Annotated in this window: 19 protein-coding genes; 4 read left to right on the top strand and 15 right to left on the bottom strand. The window is 59.6% G+C overall.

What is annotated here, in order from left to right; genetic code table 11:
- Positions 1-101: 101 nt before the first annotated feature.
- The 3 genes from mazG to rlmD form a co-directional block, all read right to left on the bottom strand.
- Positions 102-899, bottom strand: coding sequence for a nucleoside triphosphate pyrophosphohydrolase (gene mazG / locus OKC28_RS10890; RefSeq protein WP_256687370.1), 798 nt, complete (start codon positions 897-899; stop codon positions 102-104).
- Between the two features lie 96 nt (positions 900-995).
- Positions 996-3206 (bottom strand): GTP diphosphokinase, encoded by a 2211-nt coding sequence (gene relA / locus OKC28_RS10885; RefSeq protein WP_021139204.1) that lies wholly within the window; start codon positions 3204-3206, stop codon positions 996-998.
- A 239-nt stretch (positions 3207-3445) separates the two neighbouring features.
- Entirely contained in the window at positions 3446-4768 is a 1323-nt protein-coding gene (rlmD, locus tag OKC28_RS10880) for a 23S rRNA (uracil(1939)-C(5))-methyltransferase RlmD (protein WP_256687366.1), read from the bottom strand.
- A 153-nt stretch (positions 4769-4921) separates the two neighbouring features.
- Between rlmD and barA the strand changes: the two genes are divergently transcribed.
- The 3 genes from barA to OKC28_RS10865 all read left to right on the top strand — a co-directional run bounded on the left by barA (position 4922) and on the right by OKC28_RS10865 (position 9164).
- On the top strand, positions 4922-7633 hold the full coding sequence (barA, locus tag OKC28_RS10875; protein WP_270689189.1) for a two-component sensor histidine kinase BarA: 2712 nt from the start codon (positions 4922-4924) through the stop codon (positions 7631-7633).
- Positions 7634-7763: 130 nt separating this feature from the next.
- Positions 7764-8243 (top strand): DUF1456 family protein, encoded by a 480-nt coding sequence (locus OKC28_RS10870; protein ID WP_005318863.1) that lies wholly within the window; start codon positions 7764-7766, stop codon positions 8241-8243.
- Positions 8244-8246: 3 nt separating this feature from the next.
- Positions 8247-9164, top strand: coding sequence for an N-acetylmuramoyl-L-alanine amidase (locus tag OKC28_RS10865; protein ID WP_442865753.1), 918 nt, complete (start codon positions 8247-8249; stop codon positions 9162-9164).
- 86 nt (positions 9165-9250) lie between these two features.
- Here OKC28_RS10865 and pdxJ read toward each other — a convergent pair whose 3' ends face one another.
- The 10 genes from pdxJ to rpoE all read right to left on the bottom strand — a co-directional run bounded on the left by pdxJ (position 9251) and on the right by rpoE (position 17992).
- Positions 9251-9988 (bottom strand): pyridoxine 5'-phosphate synthase, encoded by a 738-nt coding sequence (gene pdxJ, locus OKC28_RS10860; RefSeq protein WP_021139200.1) that lies wholly within the window; start codon positions 9986-9988, stop codon positions 9251-9253.
- Between the two features lie 73 nt (positions 9989-10061).
- Entirely contained in the window at positions 10062-10769 is a 708-nt protein-coding gene (gene recO / locus OKC28_RS10855) for a DNA repair protein RecO (protein WP_256687361.1), read from the bottom strand.
- Positions 10770-11669 (bottom strand): GTPase Era, encoded by a 900-nt coding sequence (era, locus tag OKC28_RS10850; RefSeq protein ID WP_005318854.1) that lies wholly within the window; start codon positions 11667-11669, stop codon positions 10770-10772.
- A gap of 58 nt (positions 11670-11727) precedes the next feature.
- Complete coding sequence (rnc, locus tag OKC28_RS10845; RefSeq protein ID WP_005318852.1) at positions 11728-12399, bottom strand: ribonuclease III; 672 nt, start codon at positions 12397-12399, stop codon at positions 11728-11730.
- Positions 12400-13323 carry a signal peptidase I gene (gene lepB / locus OKC28_RS10840; protein ID WP_005318850.1) on the bottom strand — a complete coding sequence of 308 codons (924 nt, stop codon included), beginning with the start codon at positions 13321-13323 and terminating at the stop codon, positions 12400-12402. It lies immediately after the preceding gene.
- 3 nt (positions 13324-13326) lie between these two features.
- Complete coding sequence (gene lepA, locus OKC28_RS10835) at positions 13327-15120, bottom strand: translation elongation factor 4 (protein WP_005318848.1); 1794 nt, start codon at positions 15118-15120, stop codon at positions 13327-13329.
- Positions 15121-15238: 118 nt separating this feature from the next.
- A complete protein-coding gene (locus OKC28_RS10830; protein WP_256688368.1) occupies positions 15239-15700 on the bottom strand; it encodes a SoxR reducing system RseC family protein in 462 nt (153 codons plus the stop codon).
- Positions 15701-15793: 93 nt separating this feature from the next.
- Entirely contained in the window at positions 15794-16774 is a 981-nt protein-coding gene (locus OKC28_RS10825) for a MucB/RseB C-terminal domain-containing protein (protein ID WP_256687358.1), read from the bottom strand.
- 21 nt (positions 16775-16795) lie between these two features.
- Complete coding sequence (locus tag OKC28_RS10820) at positions 16796-17389, bottom strand: RseA family anti-sigma factor (protein WP_256687356.1); 594 nt, start codon at positions 17387-17389, stop codon at positions 16796-16798.
- Between the two features lie 21 nt (positions 17390-17410).
- Positions 17411-17992, bottom strand: a complete 582-nt coding sequence (gene rpoE, locus OKC28_RS10815) for an RNA polymerase sigma factor RpoE (protein ID WP_021139196.1) — start codon at positions 17990-17992, stop codon at positions 17411-17413.
- 182 nt (positions 17993-18174) lie between these two features.
- Between rpoE and nadB the strand changes: the two genes are divergently transcribed.
- Positions 18175-19782 (top strand): L-aspartate oxidase, encoded by a 1608-nt coding sequence (nadB, locus tag OKC28_RS10810; protein WP_099994296.1) that lies wholly within the window; start codon positions 18175-18177, stop codon positions 19780-19782.
- A gap of 162 nt (positions 19783-19944) precedes the next feature.
- Here the strand turns inward: nadB and OKC28_RS10805 are convergent, their stop codons facing one another.
- Positions 19945-20322 (bottom strand): porin, encoded by a 378-nt coding sequence (locus OKC28_RS10805; protein ID WP_256687352.1) that lies wholly within the window; start codon positions 20320-20322, stop codon positions 19945-19947.
- Positions 20323-20340: 18 nt separating this feature from the next.
- Entirely contained in the window at positions 20341-20610 is a 270-nt protein-coding gene (gene sdhE, locus OKC28_RS10800) for an FAD assembly factor SdhE (protein ID WP_005318829.1), read from the bottom strand.
- Positions 20611-20650 lie beyond the last annotated feature (40 nt).

The raw sequence follows: 20650 nt of genomic DNA, 5'->3' as shown, positions 1-20650 counted from the left end.
TCGGGGATGAAGCAGGACGGGGAAACAGTATACCAAAACCCCCACTCCCAAACAATGAACAAAAATCTATCAGGCTCACAGCGCCATCGTCTTGCGCCAAATCAACTTTGTTCGGTTTCCTTGGCCTTGTCCCAGGCGGAGTCCAGCTTTTCGAGCGAACAATCGGTCATTTTCAAGCCTTCCGCAGCGATAAATTGCTCAACCTGCCGAAAGCGACGCTCGAACTTGGCGTTGGCGCCCCGCAGCACCTGCTCCGGATCCTTGCCCAAGTGACGCACCAGATTGACGGTGGCAAACAAGAGATCGCCGAGCTCATCGCTCACCCGCGCCTCGTCCACGTCGGCCATCAGTGCCTCTTCCATCACCTCGTCGATCTCTTCGTGGATCTTGTCCACCACAGGTCCCAAGGTTTTCCAGTCAAAGCCGACGGTGGCGCAGCGCTTCTGGATCTTGGCGGCGCGAGTCAGGGCCGGCAGCGAGAGCGGAATATCATCCAGCACGCTCTCTTTATCGAGTGCCGCCCGCTCTTTGGCTTTTTCCGCCTCCCAGTTCACCTTGACCGCCTGCTCATCGCCAAGATCCGCATCGGAAAACACATGGGGATGACGGCGAATGAGCTTCTCGCTCACCGCATCGACGATATCGGCGAAATCGAACAGCCCCTGCTCCTTGCCAAGCTGGGCGTAGAAGACCACTTGGAACAGCAGATCGCCGAGTTCCCCCTTCAACCCCTGCCAATCGCGGGTTTCGATGGCATCGGCAACCTCATAGGCCTCTTCCAGGGTGTGAGGCACTATGGTCTGGAAGCTCTGCTTGAGATCCCAGGGGCAACCCCCTTGCGGGTCACGCAGACGAGACATGATATCGAGCAGTTGGGGCAGATCGTAACGTTGGGACATGGGATGTTAGCTTTCCATTCGTGGTTGCAGGGGGCGTGATCAGGAGGGAAACAGTGACCGACCTTGCGGTCGGTCACGGCTGCGGGCGGGTCACCATCAGAGGCGCTTGGCGCTGATCACGTCATTGAGCTGGCTCAACTTGGCCAAGGCCCGGTTGAAGGCGTTGATGTTGTAGATCTCCAGCTCCATGTCGATCTCGGCAGTCTGCTCGCGCACGTTGGAGCGCGAACGCACCCCCATAACGTTGATCTTCTCGTTGGCCAGCACTGTGGTGATGTCCCGCAGCAGACCCGAGCGATCATTGGAGAGGATACGGATGGTAAGGCCATAGCCACCTGAGTAGTTCTCTCCCCACACGGCATCGATCAACCGCTCCGGGTTGCGGCGGGAGAGCTCCTTGAGCTGCTCGCAATCATCTCTGTGGATGGAGACCCCGCGCCCCATGGTGATGAAACCCTGTATGGTGTCGCCCGGAATGGGCTGACAGCAACGGGCTATGTGGGTCATCAGATTGCCGACCCCTTCCACCACTATGTGATCCTTGGGCTTGGGCCTGAACGGGGTATTGGCCTTCTGCTCCAGTTTTTCCAGCACCCGGCGATCTTCTTCCTCCGCCGTCGGCTTGTTGTAACGAGTGTCCAGGTAGTTGAGCAGCTGGTTGATGCGAATGTCGCCGCTGCCAATGCCGGCCAACAGGTCTTCCAGCTCCTCGGCGTGGAAACGCTCCAGCACCACCTTGTCGACCTTGGAAAGGGTCAGGTTGTGTCTGTCCAGCTCTTTTTCCAGCAGTTCCTTGCCGGCGGCAATGTTCTTGTCCTTGTCCAGTTTTCTGAACCAGGTGGCCACCTTGGCCCGTGCCCGGCTGGAGCGCAGGAAGCCGGAGTTGGGGTTCATCCAGTCGCGGCTCGGGTTAGGCTCCTTCTGGGTGATCACCTCCACCTGATCGCCGGTCTGCAGTGCATAGGTGAACGGCACTATGCGGCCGTCAATCTTGGCACCGATGCAGCGGTGGCCGATCATGCTGTGGACGTGATAGGCAAAATCGAGTGGGGTGGCCCCCGCCGGCAGGTCGATGACATCCCCTTTCGGGGTGAACACATAGACCCTGTCCTCGAATACCTGACTGCGCAGATCTTCGAGCAGGGATCCGCTCTCGGAGAGATCCTCCTGCCAGGCGAGCAGCTTGCGCAGCCACTCGATCTTGTCTTCAAAGTTGTTGGCTTTGTTGGCAGCCTGCGCCCCTTCCTTGTAACGCCAATGCGCGGCAACGCCGAGCTCGGCATCCTGATGCATCTGGTCGGTACGGATCTGGATCTCCACCGTCTTGCCCTCTGGCCCCACCACGACAGTGTGGATGGACTGGTAACCATTGGGTTTGGGGTTGGCGACATAGTCGTCAAACTCGCGGGGAATATGGTGGAAATGGGTATGAACGATACCGAGTGCCGCATAGCAATCCTGCAGCCGCTTGGTCACCACCCGCACGGCACGTACATCGAACAGCTCGTTGAATTCGAGGTGCTTCTTCTGCATCTTGCGCCAGATGCTGTAGATGTGTTTCGGGCGGCCATAAACCTCCGCTTCCACTCCGGCCTCTTTGAGCCCGTCGCGCAGGGACTGCACAAACTCGCGAATGTAGCGCTCACGGTCGAGCCGCTTCTCGTCGAGCTGCTTGGCGATCTGCTTGTAAGTGTCCGGGTGCAGGTAACGGAAGGCGAGATCTTCCAGCTCCCATTTGAGCTGACCAATGCCAAGCCGGTTGGCCAGCGGCGCATAGATGTTGGTGATCTCCTGGGCCATCAGCACCCGGGTCTCTTCATCCGCCTTCTTGGCTTCCCGCAGGCAGGCGATCCGCTCCGCCAGCTTGATGACAACGGCGCGCACATCCTCGACCATCGCGAGCAACATGCGTCGCACATTGTCGACCTGCTCCGGTGAGGTTTCGCTGCGGTGCAGAGTCTGCAGGGAGCGGATGGCTTCCATCTCCAGCACCCCTTCAACCAGCTTGGCGATCTTGGGGCCGAAGTCTTCGTCCATCCGCTCCTGGCTGATGAGGCCGGCTTCGACGAAGGGGTAGATGATGGCGGCCTTGAGAGTGCCGAGATCCATGCTGAGCATCAGCAGAATGCCCGCCATCTCGACACCACGCACCAGCAGACGGTTGGTGATCGCCTCGTCACCGAGCGTCAGACAGTACTGATAGACGGTTCGCAGTTGATCCTTGTCACTGTCACTCAGGTTGAGCGAGCTGACCCACTCTTCCAGGGTGAAGTTGTCTTTCAAATGAATATCGCGAACCGCAACCATGGTATCAATCCTTTAAATTATTGGGCCGAAAGCTGCCGCTTCCTCCCCCTCACCTGATGAGACTGCCTCAAATGGGGATATTTGGAGAACTTTTCAAGGCATATTGTCAATAAAGACAATAGAGTTCTCCAACAGGCCCTGCCGATTTACGAGGGTCTAGATTACCTCAATCATTACTGCTCAAACAGCGCTATGGCGTCCAGATGGCCGCAGCGACGGAACATCCGGACATCCTCTGCTTAGCCCCGCTCAAACAGCGCCATTGACTCGAGATGGCCCGTGTGCGGGAACATGTCGAGCATCCCCAGGCGCACCAGTCGGTAGCCCCCTTTCACCAGCACCTGACTGTCACGGGCCAGGGTGACCGGGTTACAGGAAACGTAGACCACTCGCTTGGGTGAAAGTTTCACGACGTGACCCATCACCTCCAGCGCACCGGGGCGGGCCGGATCCAGCAGCACCAGATCGAACCCTTCCCGCGCCCAGGACATGCCGACTATGTCGCCGCTCAAGTCCGCCTTGTAGAAACGGGCGTTGTCGATGCCGTTGCGACGGGCGTTCTCCTCGGCGCGGGCCACCATGGCCAGATCCCCTTCCACTCCCACCACTTCACGGGCCTGACGGGCCAGTGGCAGGGTGAAGTTGCCGATGCCGCAGAACAGATCCAGTACCTTGTCATCCTTGCTCGCCCCGAGCCACGCCAGCGCCTGGGCCACCATGCTCTGGTTGATGGGGCCATTGACCTGAATGAAGTCACCGGGAGCGAATGCAAGAGACAGGCCATCCAGTGAGTAGGATGGCTGGAATACTTGGTGCAGTGGCTCGATGCGTTCATCAGCGGCCTGCAGATAGAGGTCTATCCCCTGCGACTTCGCAAACGCCACCAGCAGGGCGCAATCCGCCTCGTTGGGACGACCGGTGTGGCGCAGCAGCATCATGATCCCCTGCTCTGCCTGGATAAGCTCCGCATGGCCCAGCTCACGCTGGCTCTTGAGGCGATTGAGGCATTCGCGCAGCGGCACTATGAGGGCAGAGAGCGGCTCGGCCAGCACGGGGCAACCCTCAATCTCCACCAGATCGTTGGACTGACGGCGACGAAAACCGACCCGGGTACAGCGGCCATTCTTGTCAAACTTGATGGCCAGCCGGCAGACCCGGCGGTAGGCGCGGGACTCCCCAGTCAGCACGGGCTCCAGCACTGGCGCCTTGATCTGCCCCAGTCGTTCGAACAGGCTGACCAGCCCGGCCTCTTTGGTAGCCTGCTGATCCGCTTCGCCAAGGTGCTGGGCATTGCAGCCGCCGCACTCGCGGTAGTGGTTGCAGAAGGGGGCGATGCGGTTCGCCGCCGGGGTCACTACCTGTTGCAAGGCGGCGTGAGCATACTGCTTCTTGTCGTCGAGGATGCGGGCCTTGACCTGCTCGCCGGGCAGAGCCCCTTCGATGAAGATCGCCTTGCCCTGATGACGGCCGATACCGACGCAGTGGTGATCCAGACTGTCTACCGTAAATTCAATACGTTGGGGCTGGGTGGATTTCTTTTGGGGCTTGAAAAACTGGGCCATAAAACTTGGTGCCTATAGGTGGCTATGTCATGATTGTGGAATCTGCAGCAGGCTATTGTCCCACAAGAATAATAGTATGACCAAATCCGGCCTGCGGGCCCGCCCACTGTCGTTGACCCTATTGCCAACCCGGATGATCGGGGGACTATCCGCATGACCAAGTACGGCCTTCGAGCCCGTGTACTGGCCTTTACCATATTGCCGACCCTGATCATTGGCGGCCTGATGGCAGGTTATTTTACTTTCCACCGCTACCAGCAGCTGGAAAACAACCTGATCGATCAGGGCATCAACATCATAGAGCCCCTGGCCATCGCCAGTGAGTACGGCATGACCCAGCACAGTCGCGAGTCGCTCAAGCGGCTGATTGGCCTGACCCACCGCAAAAACTCGCCGCTCATCAAGTCCATCGCTGTCTTCACCCAGGACAACCAGCTGTTCGTAACGTCCAACTATCACAGGGACTTCACCCGACTGCGGCTGCCCGATGGCAGCCAGATCCCCGAGCTGACCAGCGTCACCCTGTACGGTGACGACATCATATTGCGCACCCCGATCCAGGCCGAAACCAGCATGGATGGCTTCCCGCTGCCCAGCGACGTGGAGCCGCCGATGATCGGCTACATCTCCATGCAGATGACCACGGACAGGGCCATGATCCTGCAGTATCGCGACACCTTCTTCGCGGTGATCATGGTGCTCATCGGCATCGCCTTCAGTACCCTGTTTGGCTTCAGGCTGGTCAAGAGCGTGACCCAGCCCATCACCGATATGGTGCAGGCGGTGCACAAGATCAGGGAGGGGCGGCTCGATACCCGGGTCAGCGGCCAGCTCACCGGCGAGCTGGACATGCTGAAAAACGGCATCAACGCCATGGCCAAGGCGCTCTCCGAATATCACGAGGAGATGCAGCAGAATATCGATCAGGCGACCTCGGATCTGCGGGAAACACTTGAACAGATAGAGATCCAGAACGTCGAGCTCGACATGGCCAAGAAGCGGGCGCAGGAGGCTGCGCGGGTCAAATCCGAGTTCCTGGCCAACATGTCCCATGAACTGCGCACCCCGCTCAATGGCGTCATCGGCTTCACCCGCCAGCTGCTCAAGACGGCGCTGACCCCGAGCCAGACCGACTACATGCAGACCATAGAGAAGTCGGCCCGCAACCTGCTAGGCATCATCAACGACATCCTCGACTTCTCCAAGCTGGAGGCAGGCAAGCTACAGCTGGAGCATATCCCGTTCAGCCTGCGCGACACCCTCAACGAGACCATGCACCTGCTCGGCCCCAGTGCTCACGACAAGCAGCTCGAACTCTCCCTGCAGGTAGATGCCGAGGTGCCGGACTATCTCACTGGCGATCCCATGCGCCTGCAGCAGGTGCTGACCAACCTCGCCGGCAACGCCATCAAGTTCACCGAGCGTGGCAACGTGGATGTGCACATAGAGCAGACCGGCGGCAGCAACGGCAACAAGGTGCGGCTCAACGTACTGATCCGCGATACCGGTATCGGCATCTCGGAAGAGCAGCAGCGCCAGTTGTTCCAGGCCTTCAATCAGGCCGACTCCTCCATCTCGCGCCGTTATGGCGGCACCGGTCTCGGTCTGGTCATCACCCAGAAGCTGGTACAGCAGATGGGAGGCCAGATCCGTTTTGAATCCGAGCTGGGCAAGGGGTCCATCTTCTCCTTCAGCCTGGATATGGACGTCTCTCCCCTGCCCCAGACCGACAAGCTGCCGCTGGATCGCATTCAGGGCAAGCGGGTCTGGCTGCTGGAGCCGGATCCCTTCAGCCACTCTTCCCTGTGTGCCCTGCTGGCTGAATGGCAGCTGGATGTGCAATCTCTCGCCATCGACACCATCTGGCCCGAGATGAGCAATCAGGACATGGTGATCATCGGCAGCAGCACACTGCACACTCCGCAGCAGGTGATAGCTCGCCTCGATGCGCTGGACGGCCAGCAGAACACCATAGTGTTGCTCAGCAGCCACGAGCCATCGCTCTATGAGGCCATGCTGGCCCACGGCGCCCAGCACTGTCTCTCCAAGCCCACCAACCACCGCAAGCTGCTGCACGCCCTGCTCTCCCCCGAGGCGACCAAGAGCGCGCCGCTGCCCACCCCCTCCCCACGCAGCGTGCAGGCGATCAAGGTGCTGGCGGTGGACGACAATGCGGCCAATCTCAAGCTGATCGCCGCCATGCTCAAGGAGATGGTGAGCCAGGTGGTTGTGTGCAAGAACGGCAAGGAGGCGGTCAGACTGGCCCAGAGTCAGCCGTTCGACATCATTTTCATGGATATACAGATGCCGATCATGGATGGCATCAGTGCCACCCAGGCGATCCGCAGCCAGTCCCTCAACACTGAGACACCCATAGTGGCGGTCACTGCCCACGCAATTCCCGGCGAGCGGGAACGGCTGATCCGGCAGGGGATGGATGACTATCTGGCCAAGCCCATCGACGAGAGCATGCTGGCCCAGCTGATCACCGACTTCGCCCACCGTCGCCACCAGAACCACGGGGATCAGCAGATCGACTGGTCACTGGCGGTGCGTCAGGCGGCCGGCAAGCTGGATCTCGCCAAAGAGATGCTGACCATGCTGATGGCCAGTTTCGATGAGGTGGACCCGGTTCTGGAGGCAGCGTTCGCCGGTCATGTGGAGGATGCCGAGGTGCTGGCACAGCTGCATCGCCTCAATGGCGGCTGTGCCTATTCCGGGGTGCCCGGCCTGCAACGATTGCTCTCCCAGCTGGAGCAACAGCTGCGCGACGGGGTGCCGGTCAGCGAGCTGGAGCCCGAGTTGCTGGAGTTGCAGGATGCGATGGAACAGGTGCGTCGGGAGGCGCCCCTTTACCTCGCCTGAATGCAGTGGATGCAGCGTGGCGCCGGTTGGCAGCCGCTATCAGCCTCCGTTAATGAACAGAGTCGGCCCTGCTTTTTCTGACGCGGGTCGCGCCAGATGATAAAGTTGCGCCGTTTCTACAGGAGTCAACATGACCAACAACGATATTCTGCGCCGTCTGCGCTACGCCCTCACCATCAGCAACGACCAGATGGTCGAGATGTTTGCCAAAGGCAATCTGACGGTCACTCACGCCCAGTTGCACAGCTGGCTGATGAAAGAAGCGGCTGAAGGGGAAGAGCAGGAAGCGGGCTATGTCGCCTGTCCCGATGCCGCCCTGAGCCAGTTCCTCGACGGCTTCATCATAGCGCGCCGCGGTGTGCGGGAAGATGCCCCGGCCCAGGTGATCCCGAACCGGATCAACAACAACATGATACTGCGCAAGCTGCGCATCGGCCTGAACTACAAAGAAGAGGACATGCTCGGTACCCTCAAGCTCGCCGACTTCAACCTCTCCAAGTCCGAACTGAGTGCCCTGTTCCGCTCCAAGGATCACAAGCACTATCAGGATTGCGGGGATCAGATCCTGCGCAACTTCCTCATCGGCCTCACCGCCAAGTACCGCGCCTGAGTCATGGGCCAGCGTATCTGCTCACTGTCAGCCCTTTTCCCGCTGGCCAGTGGGCGGCGCTGGCCGTCGCGCCTTCCCGATCCGGGCTCGAACAGGGCTATCTGGCTGCGGTTATGGTCACTCTGCCTCATACTGCTGCTGAGCGCCTGCCAGCCTGCCCCCTATCAGCTCTCTTCCCGTTACCCCAGCGCCAGCCAGAATGAACGCATCGCCTTCCTGATCCTGCACTACACCGATGAAGATGATGCAAACTCACTGCGCCTGCTGACCGAACCGGCCCATCAGGTGAGCGCTCACTACCTGATCCCCCGCGACACCGACCAGACACCGCTGCCCGTCTACCAACTGGTGCCAGACAGCCAGCGCGCCTGGCATGCGGGCCGCAGTCGCTGGCACCAGTATACGGGGCTCAACGCCAGCTCCCTCGGCATCGAAATCGTCAACCTGGGCTATCCGCCGGAAGATGCGCTGCTACCCGCCCACCAGCGGCGCTGGCAGCCCTACACCCAGGCGCAGATCGCCGCCATTGGCGCCCTTACTCAGAAGCTGGTGCAACGCTACCGGATTCCGCCAACCCAGGTGCTAGCCCACAGCGATGTCGCCCCCGAACGCAAGCAGGATCCCGGCCCCCACTTCCCCTGGCGCGAGCTCGCCCTGCACTACGGGGTCGGCGCCTGGCCTGATGAAGCCAGGGTCACAGCACTGCGCCAGCAGCCAGCACCCGCCTGGAATGCCCTCACCTGGCAACAGCAACTCGCCCGTTACGGTTATGGGATCGCCCCCAGCGGCACCTGGGATGAACAGAGCCGCGCCGCCCTGCGCGCCTTCCAGCTCCATTTCCGCCCGGCCCTGGTCAGCGGCGAGCCCGACGAGCAGAGCCAGGCCATCCTCACCGCCCTGCTGGAACGTTACTTCCCCTAAGCGCCAGAAATAATAAAGGGACGCCGCAGCGTCCCTTTATTATTTCATGCAACCAGTTCGTCTATGGCCGCTAGCTTATCAGACGGTCAGATCCCCTGACGGGCTTCCTGCATCAGCAGGCGCATGTCGCTGACCGCCTTGGTCAGGCCGTCGAAGGCGGCGCGGCCTATGATGGCGTGGCCTATGTTGAGCTCATAGAGCTCGGGGATGGCGGCGATGGCCTTGACGTTGTGGTAGTGCAGGCCATGACCTGCATTGACCTTGAGCCCCTTGCCGGCAGCATAGGAAGCGCCGGCGGCGATGCGCTTGAACTCGGCGTTGCGATCGGCATCCGTGGTGGCGTCGGCGTAGCGGCCTGTGTGGATCTCGATGAAGGGGGCGCCACTGTCGGCGGCCGCATCGATCTGCAGCGGGTCGGCATCGATAAACAGCGACACCTTGGCGCCGATGGCCGACAGGCGAGTCACCGCATCCGTGATTTTGTCTAGCTGACCAGCCACGTCCAGACCACCCTCTGTGGTTACCTCGGTACGCTTCTCCGGCACCAGGCAGACGAAGTGGGGCTTGATGCGACAGGCGATGCCGATCATCTCCTCGGTCACCGCCATCTCCAGGTTCATCCTGGTTTGTATGGTCTGGCGCAGTATCTCCACATCGCGGTCCGTGATGTGGCGGCGGTCTTCCCGCAGGTGGACGGTAATGCCGTCGGCACCGGCCTGCTCGGCCACGAAGGCAGCTTGTACCGGATCCGGATACTGGGTGCCACGGGCATTGCGCAGGGTGGCGATATGATCGATGTTCACACCCAGATAGATTTCGCTCATTGATGACTCCTTGAAACACTTCATCTGTTAACTGTGCGGCTGCCGCCTTGGCGCCAGCGCGGATATCCATATGTCACTGTGTGCTGGCTTTGCGCTTTAAAAACAGCTCCCGGCTCTTTAACTGGCGCCTGCCCAGATAGGGTTGCAGCGCCAGCCGGCTGAAACGTTTGGCCGCCTGCAGCAAAGGAGGGGTATCGAAACGTCCCTCGGCGAAGGCCAGCAGGTGGGCACCGAGAAACAGGGTACGGGGATCCGGCGCTCGCTCGCAAGCGACAAAGCCCAATTCGCGCTCGAAGCCGTAGAGCAGCTCGGGCTGGATCGCGGACTCGTCGTCGGCGGCGTATTCGAAGTCCACCGCATAGCCAAGCGCCTGCAACAGCAGGAACTCGAAGCGGCGCAGCGGCAACTCGGGCGTCTCGCCATCTGCCAGCGCCATCAGGGCACGGGCATAGGCGTCAAACACCTCTGGAAAAGGGGTATGGGCTTCCAGCAGGTAGTAGACCAGCTCGTTGAGGTAGAGGCCGTAGAAGAGGCGATCGCCACCGAGTCGCAATGAGTGATCCGGACATTCAACCTGGGCGAGATTCTTGAGATCCCCCTTGCCACGCCAGCTGATGGTGAGCAGGGAAAAAGGTTGAAGCAGCCCCTTCAGAGCGGAGCGTGGCCCGCGAGAACCGCGAGCCACCAGAGTAAATCGGCCACTATCCTGGGTAAACACCTCGACCAGCTGACTGGTCTCCCGATAGGGCCGACTGTGGATGACGAAGGCTGGACTCAGCAATCAGTCATCGCCATAACCGAGACTGCGCAGAGCGCGCTCGTCATCGGCCCAGCCTGCCTTGACCTTGACCCACAGCTCAAGGAACACCTTGTTCTGGAACAGGCGTTCCATGTCGATGCGAGCCTCTGTGCCTATGGTCTTGATCTTCTCACCCTTGTTGCCGATGACCATCTTCTTCTGGCCATCGCGCTCCACCAGGATCAGGGCATTGATGTGATAGATACCGCTCTCTTCCACCTTGAAGCGCTCGATCTCCACGGTCACAGAGTAAGGCAGCTCCTCACCGGTGAAACGCATCAGCTTCTCGCGGATGATCTCGGAGGCCATGAAGCGGGAAGAGCGGTCGGTCACGTAATCTTCCGGGAAGAAGAAGTTGTTCTCTGGCAGCAGATCCTTGGACCACTCGCGGATCTTCTCCACGTTGGTGCCCTTCTCGGCACTGATGGGCAGGATATGGGAGAACTTCATCTGCTGGCCCAGCCACTCCAGGTGGGGCAGCAGGTCTTCCTTGTCCTTGACGTTGTCGATCTTGTTGACCGCCAGCACAACGGGACAGGGCAGATGGCGCAACTTGCCGAGCACCATCTCGTCATCCTTGGTCCAGTGGGTACCGTCAACCACGAACACCACCATGGCCACATCACCCAGCGAACTGGTGGCGGCGCGGTTCATCAGGCGGTTGATGGCCCGCTTCTCTTCGATGTGCAGACCCGGGGTATCCACATAGATGGTCTGATGGTTGTCCTCGGTGTCGATCCCCAGGATCCGGTGACGGGTAGTCTGGGGTTTCTTCGAGGTGATGCTGACCTTCTGGCCAAGCAGCTTGTTGAGCAGGGTGGACTTGCCCACGTTGGGGCGGCCCACGATGGCGACAAAGCCGCAGTAAGTCGTATCTGTCATGACAGTTTTTCCAATACCTGTTGTGTTGAAAGACCGCGGCTTCTTGCATCAATAGCAGTCATGACAGTCTTTCCAATGCTTGCTGCGCCGCAGCCTGTTCGGCCTTGCGACGGCTGGTGCCGACCCCGACCAGCGGACCATCCAGCCCTTCCACGTCGCACTGGACGGTGAACTCCTGGTTGTGGGCCTCGCCCTTGACGTTGGTCACTGTGTAGGTCGGCAGGGATTTGCGGCTTCCCTGCAAAATTTCCTGCAGGCGGGTCTTGGGATCCTTCTGCTCTATGCCTGGTTTGATCTCATCCAGACGGCTGGCATACCAGCTCAGCAGCAGCACCCGCACCGCCTCAAGATCAGTATCCAGATAGACGGCGCCGATCACCGCCTCGACCGTGTCGGCCAGAATGGATTCGCGGCGAAAACCGCCACTCTTGAGTTCGCCTGGCCCGAGGATCAGGTCATCCCCAAGGTCAAACTCCCGGCCCAGTTCGGCCAGGGTCTTCTCGCGCACCAGAGTGGCGCGCATCCGGCTGAGATCTCCTTCCGCCGCTTGCGGGAAGCGGTGGAACAGAGCATCGGCAATCACCAGACTCAGGATGGAGTCACCCAGAAATTCCAGTCGCTCATTATGACGGGAACCGGCACTGCGGTGAGTCAGCGCCCGGGTCAACAGCTCTTTATCGTGAAAGACATGCCCGAGACGGGACTGCAGTCTGTTCATTTTGATATTCATTTACTTGATTCCGCCAATGCGGTTGAAGCGCACACCTGTCGGTACCCAGCTTGGCAGCAGGGAGCCTTCTTCACGCTCAAATTCAAAACTTATCCAGATGGCAACCGCCTTGCCCACCAGATTCTGCTCGGGCACAAAGCCCCAGAAACGGCTGTCGGTACTGTTGTCACGGTTGTCACCCATCACGAAGTACTGACCTTCCGGTACCACCCACTCGTCGGGGTAAGTACCGGGCTGGCGATAATAGCGGCCGACCATATCGGGCATCAGCGGGTTACGCAGGGTCTCGTGAGACACCTCACCCAGCTGCTCGGTATAGCGATCAAGCGGGATCCCCATCTGGGTAAATTCACCCCTTTGTTCAAACTTGACGTCGAGCTTCTTGAAGCCCGGGCACGTTTTCCCTTCCTGCTCCTCGCACTTGGGCCGGATCATCAGCTCCTTGTTGCGATAGATGACCCTGTCCCCCGGCATGCCGACCACTCGCTTGATGTAGTCCACCCGGGTATCCAGCGGATACTTGAACACCACCACATCGCCGCGTTTGGGTTCGCCAGTCTCGAGGAATCGGGTGTTGGTCACCGGATCCTTGAGGCCATAGGCAAACTTCTGCACCAGGATGAAGTCCCCCACCAGCAGGGTCGGCATCATGGAACCTGACGGGATCTGGAACGGCTCAAACAGGAAGGAGCGCAGTATCAGCACCAGGGTAATGACCGGAAACACACCTGCGGTCTGTTCAATCCAGACCGGCATGGGGGCAACCTTGGCCAGGGTTTTCTCATCCAGATGAGCACCGCCGTGGGCACGGGCCACGGCAATCTTGGCGGCCCGCTGCTTGGACCAGATCATCTTGTCCAGACACCAGATAATACCGGTGATCACGCAGACCACCACCAGGATCAGGGAAAACGTGCTTGCCATCGATTAATCCTTTCCTACATGGAGAATTGCGAGGAAGGCTTCCTGCGGCACGTCGACACGGCCCAGGGACTTCATCCGCTTCTTGCCTTCTTTCTGCTTGTTCAGCAGCTTTTTCTTCCGGCTCACGTCACCGCCATAACACTTGGCGGTCACGTCTTTACGCAGGGCCTTGACCGTGCTGCGCGCGATGATCTGGTTGCCAATGGATGCCTGAATGGCGATATCAAACATCTGGCGCGGGATCAGCTCACGCATCTTCTCCACCACCTGGCGACCGCGATACTGGGCGTTCTCCTTGTGGGTGATGATGGCCAGCGCATCGACACGCTCACCGTTGATCATGATATCCAGACGGACCATCTCGGAGGTTTCGAAGCGCTTGAAGCCGTAATCCAGCGAGGCGTAACCACGGCTGGTGGATTTCAGGCGGTCGAAGAAATCGAGCACCACTTCCGCCATCGGGATTTCGTAGGTCAGTGCAACCTGATTGCCGTGATAGACCATGTTGGTCTGCACGCCACGCTTCTCGATACAGAGAGTGATGACGTTGCCCATGTACTCCTGCGGCAGCAATATGTTGCACTCGGCGATCGGCTCACGCATCTCTTTGATGTTGTTGACCGGCGGCATCGCAGACGGGCTGTCGATGTGGATGGTTGAGCCATCATTGAGCTCAATCTCGTAGACCACGGTCGGGGCCGTGGTGATGAGATCCAGATCGTATTCCCGCTCCAGACGCTCCTGGATGATCTCCATGTGCAGCATACCGAGGAAGCCACAACGGAAACCGAAGCCCAGCGCGGTGGAACTCTCAGGTTCGAAGAACAGGGAGGCATCGTTCAGGGACAGTTTGTCGAGGGCATCACGGAATGACTCATAGTCATCGCTGGAGATGGGGAACAGGCCCGCATACACCTGCGGCTTCACCTTCTTGAAACCCGCCAGCGCTTTTTCGGCACCGTTCTTGGCTTGAGTCAGGGTATCGCCCACAGGGGCACCGTGGATGTCCTTGATGCCGCAGACGACCCAACCTACCTCGCCACAGCCCAGACCCTGGGTATCCACCTGCTTGGGCGTGAAGATACCGATACGATCGACACCCCACACCTGACCGGTGCTCATCACCTTGATCTTGTCGTTTTTCTTGAGGGAGCCGTTCTTGATCCGCACCAGAGAGACGACGCCCAGATAGGAGTCAAACCAGGAGTCGATGATCAGCGCTTGCAGCGGTGCATCGGGATCACCGACCGGCGCCGGGATGCGAGCCACTATCTCTTCCAGCACAAGGTCAACGCCCAGGCCGGTCTTGGCGGAGCAACGGACAGCATCGATGGCGTCGATGCCGACTATGTCTTCGATCTCCTCGGCAACCCGCTCGGGCTCTGCGGCCGGCAGGTCAATCTTGTTCAGCACCGGCACCACTTCCAGCTCCATTTCCATGGCGGTGTAGCAGTTGGCCAGAGTCTGTGCCTCAACCCCCTGGCCGGCATCTACCACCAGCAGCGCCCCTTCACAGGCCGCCAATGAGCGGGAGACTTCGTAGGAGAAATCTACGTGGCCCGGGGTGTCGATAAAGTTCAGCTGGTAGGTGTTACCGTCTTGTGCCTGGTAGTTCAGGGTCACACTCTGTGCTTTGATGGTAATGCCGCGCTCGCGCTCCAGGTCCATGGAGTCAAGCACCTGAGCCTGCATCTCGCGGGAGGAAAGGCCGCCGCAAGTCTGGATCAGACGGTCCGACAGGGTCGATTTACCGTGGTCGATGTGCGCAATAATCGAAAAGTTACGAATGTGTTTCATCGAGCAAGAATCACTCAAAATTAGGTTAGGGCCGGATATGGAGGCAGGATTTTACTGGATAACCCGGTCGACGGCCAATCTTTAGTCGACGGAGCACCAGAAATACAGGCCTGCACGCTCAGGAGAGGTTGCGGGTATGGAGTACCACACCCAGCATACGGGGGCCGTATGACCCCCGCTCGAGTCGAGTGGAAAAGTAACGAACCAGTGAAAATCCGATGACGCCACCCAGCAGGCAACTGAGGATGGTGATCCCCTCCCCGCCCGCCAGCAAGGGAACCAACCAGAGCTGACCGAGCAGGGCGCCCGCCAGCAGGCAGAACAGCGGCAATACATACACCAGTGCTGCGCCCCGCAGGATACTCGCCTTGGGAATACCGAGTCTCACTTGCTGACCAACGCTCACCTCGGCGGTGAGGGCAATCCGCAGTCGTTGCTGCTTCATCACAAACGCCTTGGCAACCGTGCCGGTACCGCAGTTGGATTGTTGATGGCAACTGCTGCAGGCGGAGCGCCGTTCGCACTCCACCCAGGCATGCTGTCCATCAATGGCCACCACGGTTGCCAGCTCTTCGCTCATTTCACTCACAAGACGGTTCCACAATAACGAGGGAAAGATTGACCCCATCTGAACATGACTGACCCGCTCGGGCAAGCGAGCATGTGCAGGCGACTACTGTACAGTCTCATTGCGAGCCAACGGTTGCACCGACTCGGCGATACGTTTCGCTGTGTCGGCCGGTACTTCGCCGACGACTGTGATCTCGACCCCCACATCGTTGACGTAGCTCACCAGCGAAGTAGCGCCCTGGCGGATCAGCTGCTGACGCACCGCCTGCTTGGGATCAACCCTGGCCACATAGACGGAGAGATCCACCAGCCCATCGGAGAGCATCATGTAATCGACCGGCAAACTGGTGGTCACCAGTTGATGCCTGTCCTGAGACAATACCTTGAACCCATCCGGCAACCAAGTCAGGTGCCAGTTAAGCGTCTGCTGCGGCGCCGGATAGGCATCCTCCAGCGCCAGCGCCTCGGGCAGCTTGCTGCCGGCCAGCTTCACCAGCCAGGGCGCAGGCGCGCTCAGCCTGTCCAGATCCACTCCCAGCACCTGCTCGACCAGATTGCCTTCCCGATCCACCATGTCCACCCGCAGCAAGAGGCTGCTCTGTTCATCGATCCAGAGCATGAAGCCATACTTGTCTGCCTCTTTGGGGACCAGCCTGACCACTTGCGCCACCAGACCGGCTACCCGACTGCGGCCGGCCAGCACGGGATCATAACTTTCCAGCACACGGGACAGCGGCATATTCACCAGCGTCGCCCAGACACCGGGGAAGCGGGCGCCTTTGAGGGTGTAGGGTTCGTGGGTATTTTCGAAGAAGGTGAATTCGTCCTGGCGCTGCAGGTACTCTATGGTCTTGCCGTCGAGATAGCTCAGATGAGCCACCTCCTTGCCATCGATCACCCCATGGCTGAAACGTATGGGTTCGAGGCGTCCCTGACGGGCCTTGACCATGGATAATTCGAAATTTTGTTGCGAAACGGCACTCTGCATCTGCTGCAACAAGGCCTCGGCCGACTTATCGTCGGCCGAGGCCTTGGCACAAATCAGCAGGAGAGAGGCCAGCAAAATACGGCTGGACTGGCGCACGGTCTGATCCCTAAAAATGCGTTATTCCTGAATCTGCTTGTCTTGCAGCAGACGCTGTTGCAACTGGTGGTCACGCAGGAAGGCATTGATACGCTCACGCTGCTCCTGCATCTGTTGCTCGCTCAACCCTTGCTGGCGGGTGGAAGCCCGGTTGCCATCTTGCGGGTAGTGCACACTCACTGGCGAGGCACTGCCACCGACAGGAATGGTGTTGAGCACAGGGTTGGTCGGTATGCCGTCCTGACCCTGATACTGCTGCACCCCGAAGATGACGGCAGCGGCGACCGACGCGGCGATGGCGTATTGCCCCACCTGTTGACCGACCCGGCGAAACAGCGGAACCACCTTGGCTGCAGTGTGAACCTGCGGTGCAGTTGGCTTGCTCTCCACCGGCTTGGGCGCCAGTATGGTGGGCTCGTCTTCCAGTGCAGCTATGATGCTGTCACTGAGATCCAGTTGCAGATTGACCGGCAGGTCGCCCCGCATGGCATCACCGATCAAGTGGTAACGAGACCAGGTATCTTGCAGCGCCGGATCCATTCCCAGCTCGCCAAGAACCTCAACATCGCTCAAGTCACCATCCATCAGGGCCGAGAGTTGCTCTTTAGTTGCCATAGTTAACCTGTCTTTCCCCAGTTAATTCTCGATCAGAGGTTTCAGCTTTTTATCGATTGCTTCCCTCGCCCGGAAGATGCGGGATCTCACCGTACCCACCGGACAATCCATGATTTCGGCAATCTCTTCGTAGCTCAGCCCTTCCATTTCGCGAAGGGTGATGGCTGTCCTCAAGTCTTCAGGCAAAGCTTCTATGGCGGAAAACACGGTACGCTTGATCTCGTCGGTCAGCGCCAGGTTTTCCGGTGTGGCAACCTCTTGCAAGGCTTCGCCACCACCATAGTATTCTGCCTCGTCCGCCTCTACATCACTGCTGGGCGGCCTGCGCCCCTGAGAGGTCAGATAATTTTTGGCCGTATTCACGGCGATTCGGTACAACCAGGTGTAAAACGCGCTCTCGCCACGGAATGTCGGCAACGCCCGGTAGGCTTTGATAAACGCCTCCTGCGCCACATCCGGCACATCGCCCGGATTGTTGACATACCTGGCAACCAGGTTGACCACTTTATGCTGGTATTTTTTTACCAACAGGTTGAATGCATTTTTATCGCCACGCTGGACCCGTTCAACCAGCTGTTCGTCCAGTAGATTCTGGTCGCTCATCAGAGCCGTAAAACCCCCATCAGGTTATCGTTTTTCTTTTCCGGCCCTTCCTAAGCGCACAAGTTCAGACAGGAGGAATCAGGGAAAGTTCGGTTGCATTGAAAAAAATGTGACGCAGGCTGCATCACCGCCCTCGCTTGGGCTACCATGGTGCCAGTTCTTAATCCAGGCCAATGATACTTATGAAAGCAAGTGTTGAATACCTTTGCGATGTACTGATCATTGGCAGCGGTGCCGCTGGTCTGTCCCTCGCGTTGCGGTTGGCAGACCAGGCCAAAGTCCTGGTTCTGAGCAAGGGGCCCATCAGTGAGGGGGCCACTCTCTATGCGCAAGGAGGCATCGCTGCCGTTTTCGACGAAACCGACAGCATCGAATCCCACGTGAGCGACACGCTCAACGCCGGGGCAGGGTTGTGTGACCCTGCCGTGGTGGAGTTCACCGCCCGCAACGCCCGCGAGTCCATCCAGTGGCTGATCAAGCAGGGGGTTCCCTTCGATCAGGAGGAGGACGCCGAGGGCGAATCCCACTATCACCTGACCCGTGAAGGGGGCCACAGCCATCGCCGCATCTTCCACGCGGCCGATGCCACCGGCAAGGCGGTGCAGCTCACCCTGATCGATCAGGTGCGCTCCCACCCCAACATCCAGTTGATGGAGCGCTTCAACGCGGTCGACCTTATCACCACCCGCAAGCTGAACCTGCCGGGCAACAAGGTGCTGGGCGCCTACGTCTGGAACCGCAACGCCGAGCAGGTCGAAGTGATCCGCGCCCGCTTCGTGGCGCTGGCCACCGGCGGTGCCTCCAAGGTGTATCAGTACACCTCCAACCCGGACGTGAGTTCGGGTGACGGTATTGCCATGGCGTGGCGCGCCGGCTGCCGGGTGGCGAACCTGGAGTTCAACCAGTTCCACCCCACCAGCCTGTTCCACCCCGATGATCCCAACTTCCTGCTGACCGAAGCCCTGCGCGGGGAAGGTGCCTATCTACGCCGTCCCGACGGCAGCCGCTTCATGCTGGAGTTCGATGAACGGGCCGAGCTGGCCCCGCGGGACATAGTCGCCCGCGCCATCGACCACGAGATGAAACGCCTCGGTGCCGACTGCATGTATCTGGACATCAGCCACAAGCCGGCTGATTTCATCATCAAGCACTTCCCGACAATTCACGAGCGCTGCATGGCGGTCGGCATCGACATCACCAGGGAGCCGATGCCCATAGTTCCGGCGGCCCACTACACCTGTGGTGGCGTGATGATCGACAACAATGGCCAGACCGACATTCCCGGTCTCTATGCCATTGGCGAAGTGACCTACACGGGTCTGCACGGTGCCAACCGCATGGCCTCCAACTCCCTGCTCGAGTGCGTGGTCTATGCCCATCAGGCGGGAGCCGACATTATGGCCAAGCTGCCCATGAGCGTGGAACCGCCCCATCTGCCCGCCTGGGATGAGAGCAAGGTGGACGATTCGGACGAACAGGTCGTTATCCAGCACAACTGGCACGAGCTGCGGCTGATGATGTGGGACTATGTGGGGATAGTGCGTACCAACAAACGCCTGGCCCGTGCCAAGCGCCGTATCGACATGCTCAAGCAGGAAGTGCAGGAGTACTACGCCAACTTCCGCGTTTCCAACAACCTGCTGGAACTGCGCAACCTGCTGCAGGTGGCCGAGCTCATCGTCAACTGCGCGCTGCAGCGCAAGGAGTCACGCGGCCTGCACTACAACCTGGATTATCCGGACATGCAGCCAGACTCCAAACCCACTGTGCTGACCCCGGAGCGGGACTGATCCTGCACCCCACATCCCGGACTACCCGGACATGCAGCCTAACTCCAGGCCCACAGTACTGGCGCAGGATCGGGAGTAATGACCCGCTAGCAGTCACCCAAATGACCTCGCCCCGGCGGGGTCATTTGCTATGAGGGAGAAGTGTTGAAACAGGCAGGATGATTAACGGGCGGGTGGCGTTAGCCTGATGGCGCGGGCCAGCGCCCTGTAATGTTCCGGTGCGAGTGCGTCGGAGAAGAGCCAGAGACGGGCATCCGGCCTGTCGCTTGCCGCCAGTTGCAGCCAGAGTACACCGGGCAGGACGCGACTGCGCGCCCCCAGCTGGTAGCGATAACCCTGCCACACCAGCCACTGCCCATCCCATTCCAGCAAACCGGCCATACGGCTGGCACCCTGCCAGGCAAGCCAGAGCCCCGCCAACCAGCAGGGGAGCAGCAGTGCCCACTGCCAACCATGGATCAGGCTGGCAACCGGCCACAACAGCAGCAGAAACAGGATCAGCAGCAGTACACGCTGCTGCCGGGAGGGAATGACGGGCATGTAAACCCGCATACGGGATCAGCTCAGGCTATCGTGGCGAGCCTGATTGCGTTCCAGGATCAGGGCGATCATGGCGGCAAACGCGGGATCGGCAGGAACGCCGTGGCCCATGCACCACTTGAACAGGTCAGGGTCATCGCTCTCCAGCAAGCGGATGAAGGTCTGCTGCTGCTCGTCACTCAAGCTGTCGAACTCGTGTTCAAAGAACGGCATAAAGATCACATCCAGCTCGAGCATGCCACGACGGCAGGCCCACTTCAGGCGGGATTTTTCAATTGGGCTCAACATGGAACTCTCCTTACAAAGACCCGAGGATGGTAACAGCTGG

Source organism: Aeromonas sp. D3 (genome assembly GCF_027705025.1).
GTDB classification, from domain to species: domain Bacteria; phylum Pseudomonadota; class Gammaproteobacteria; order Enterobacterales; family Aeromonadaceae; genus Aeromonas; species Aeromonas salmonicida.
Note: the sequence above shows the minus strand (reverse complement) of the source record. Positions and strands in the feature narration are given on the sequence as shown.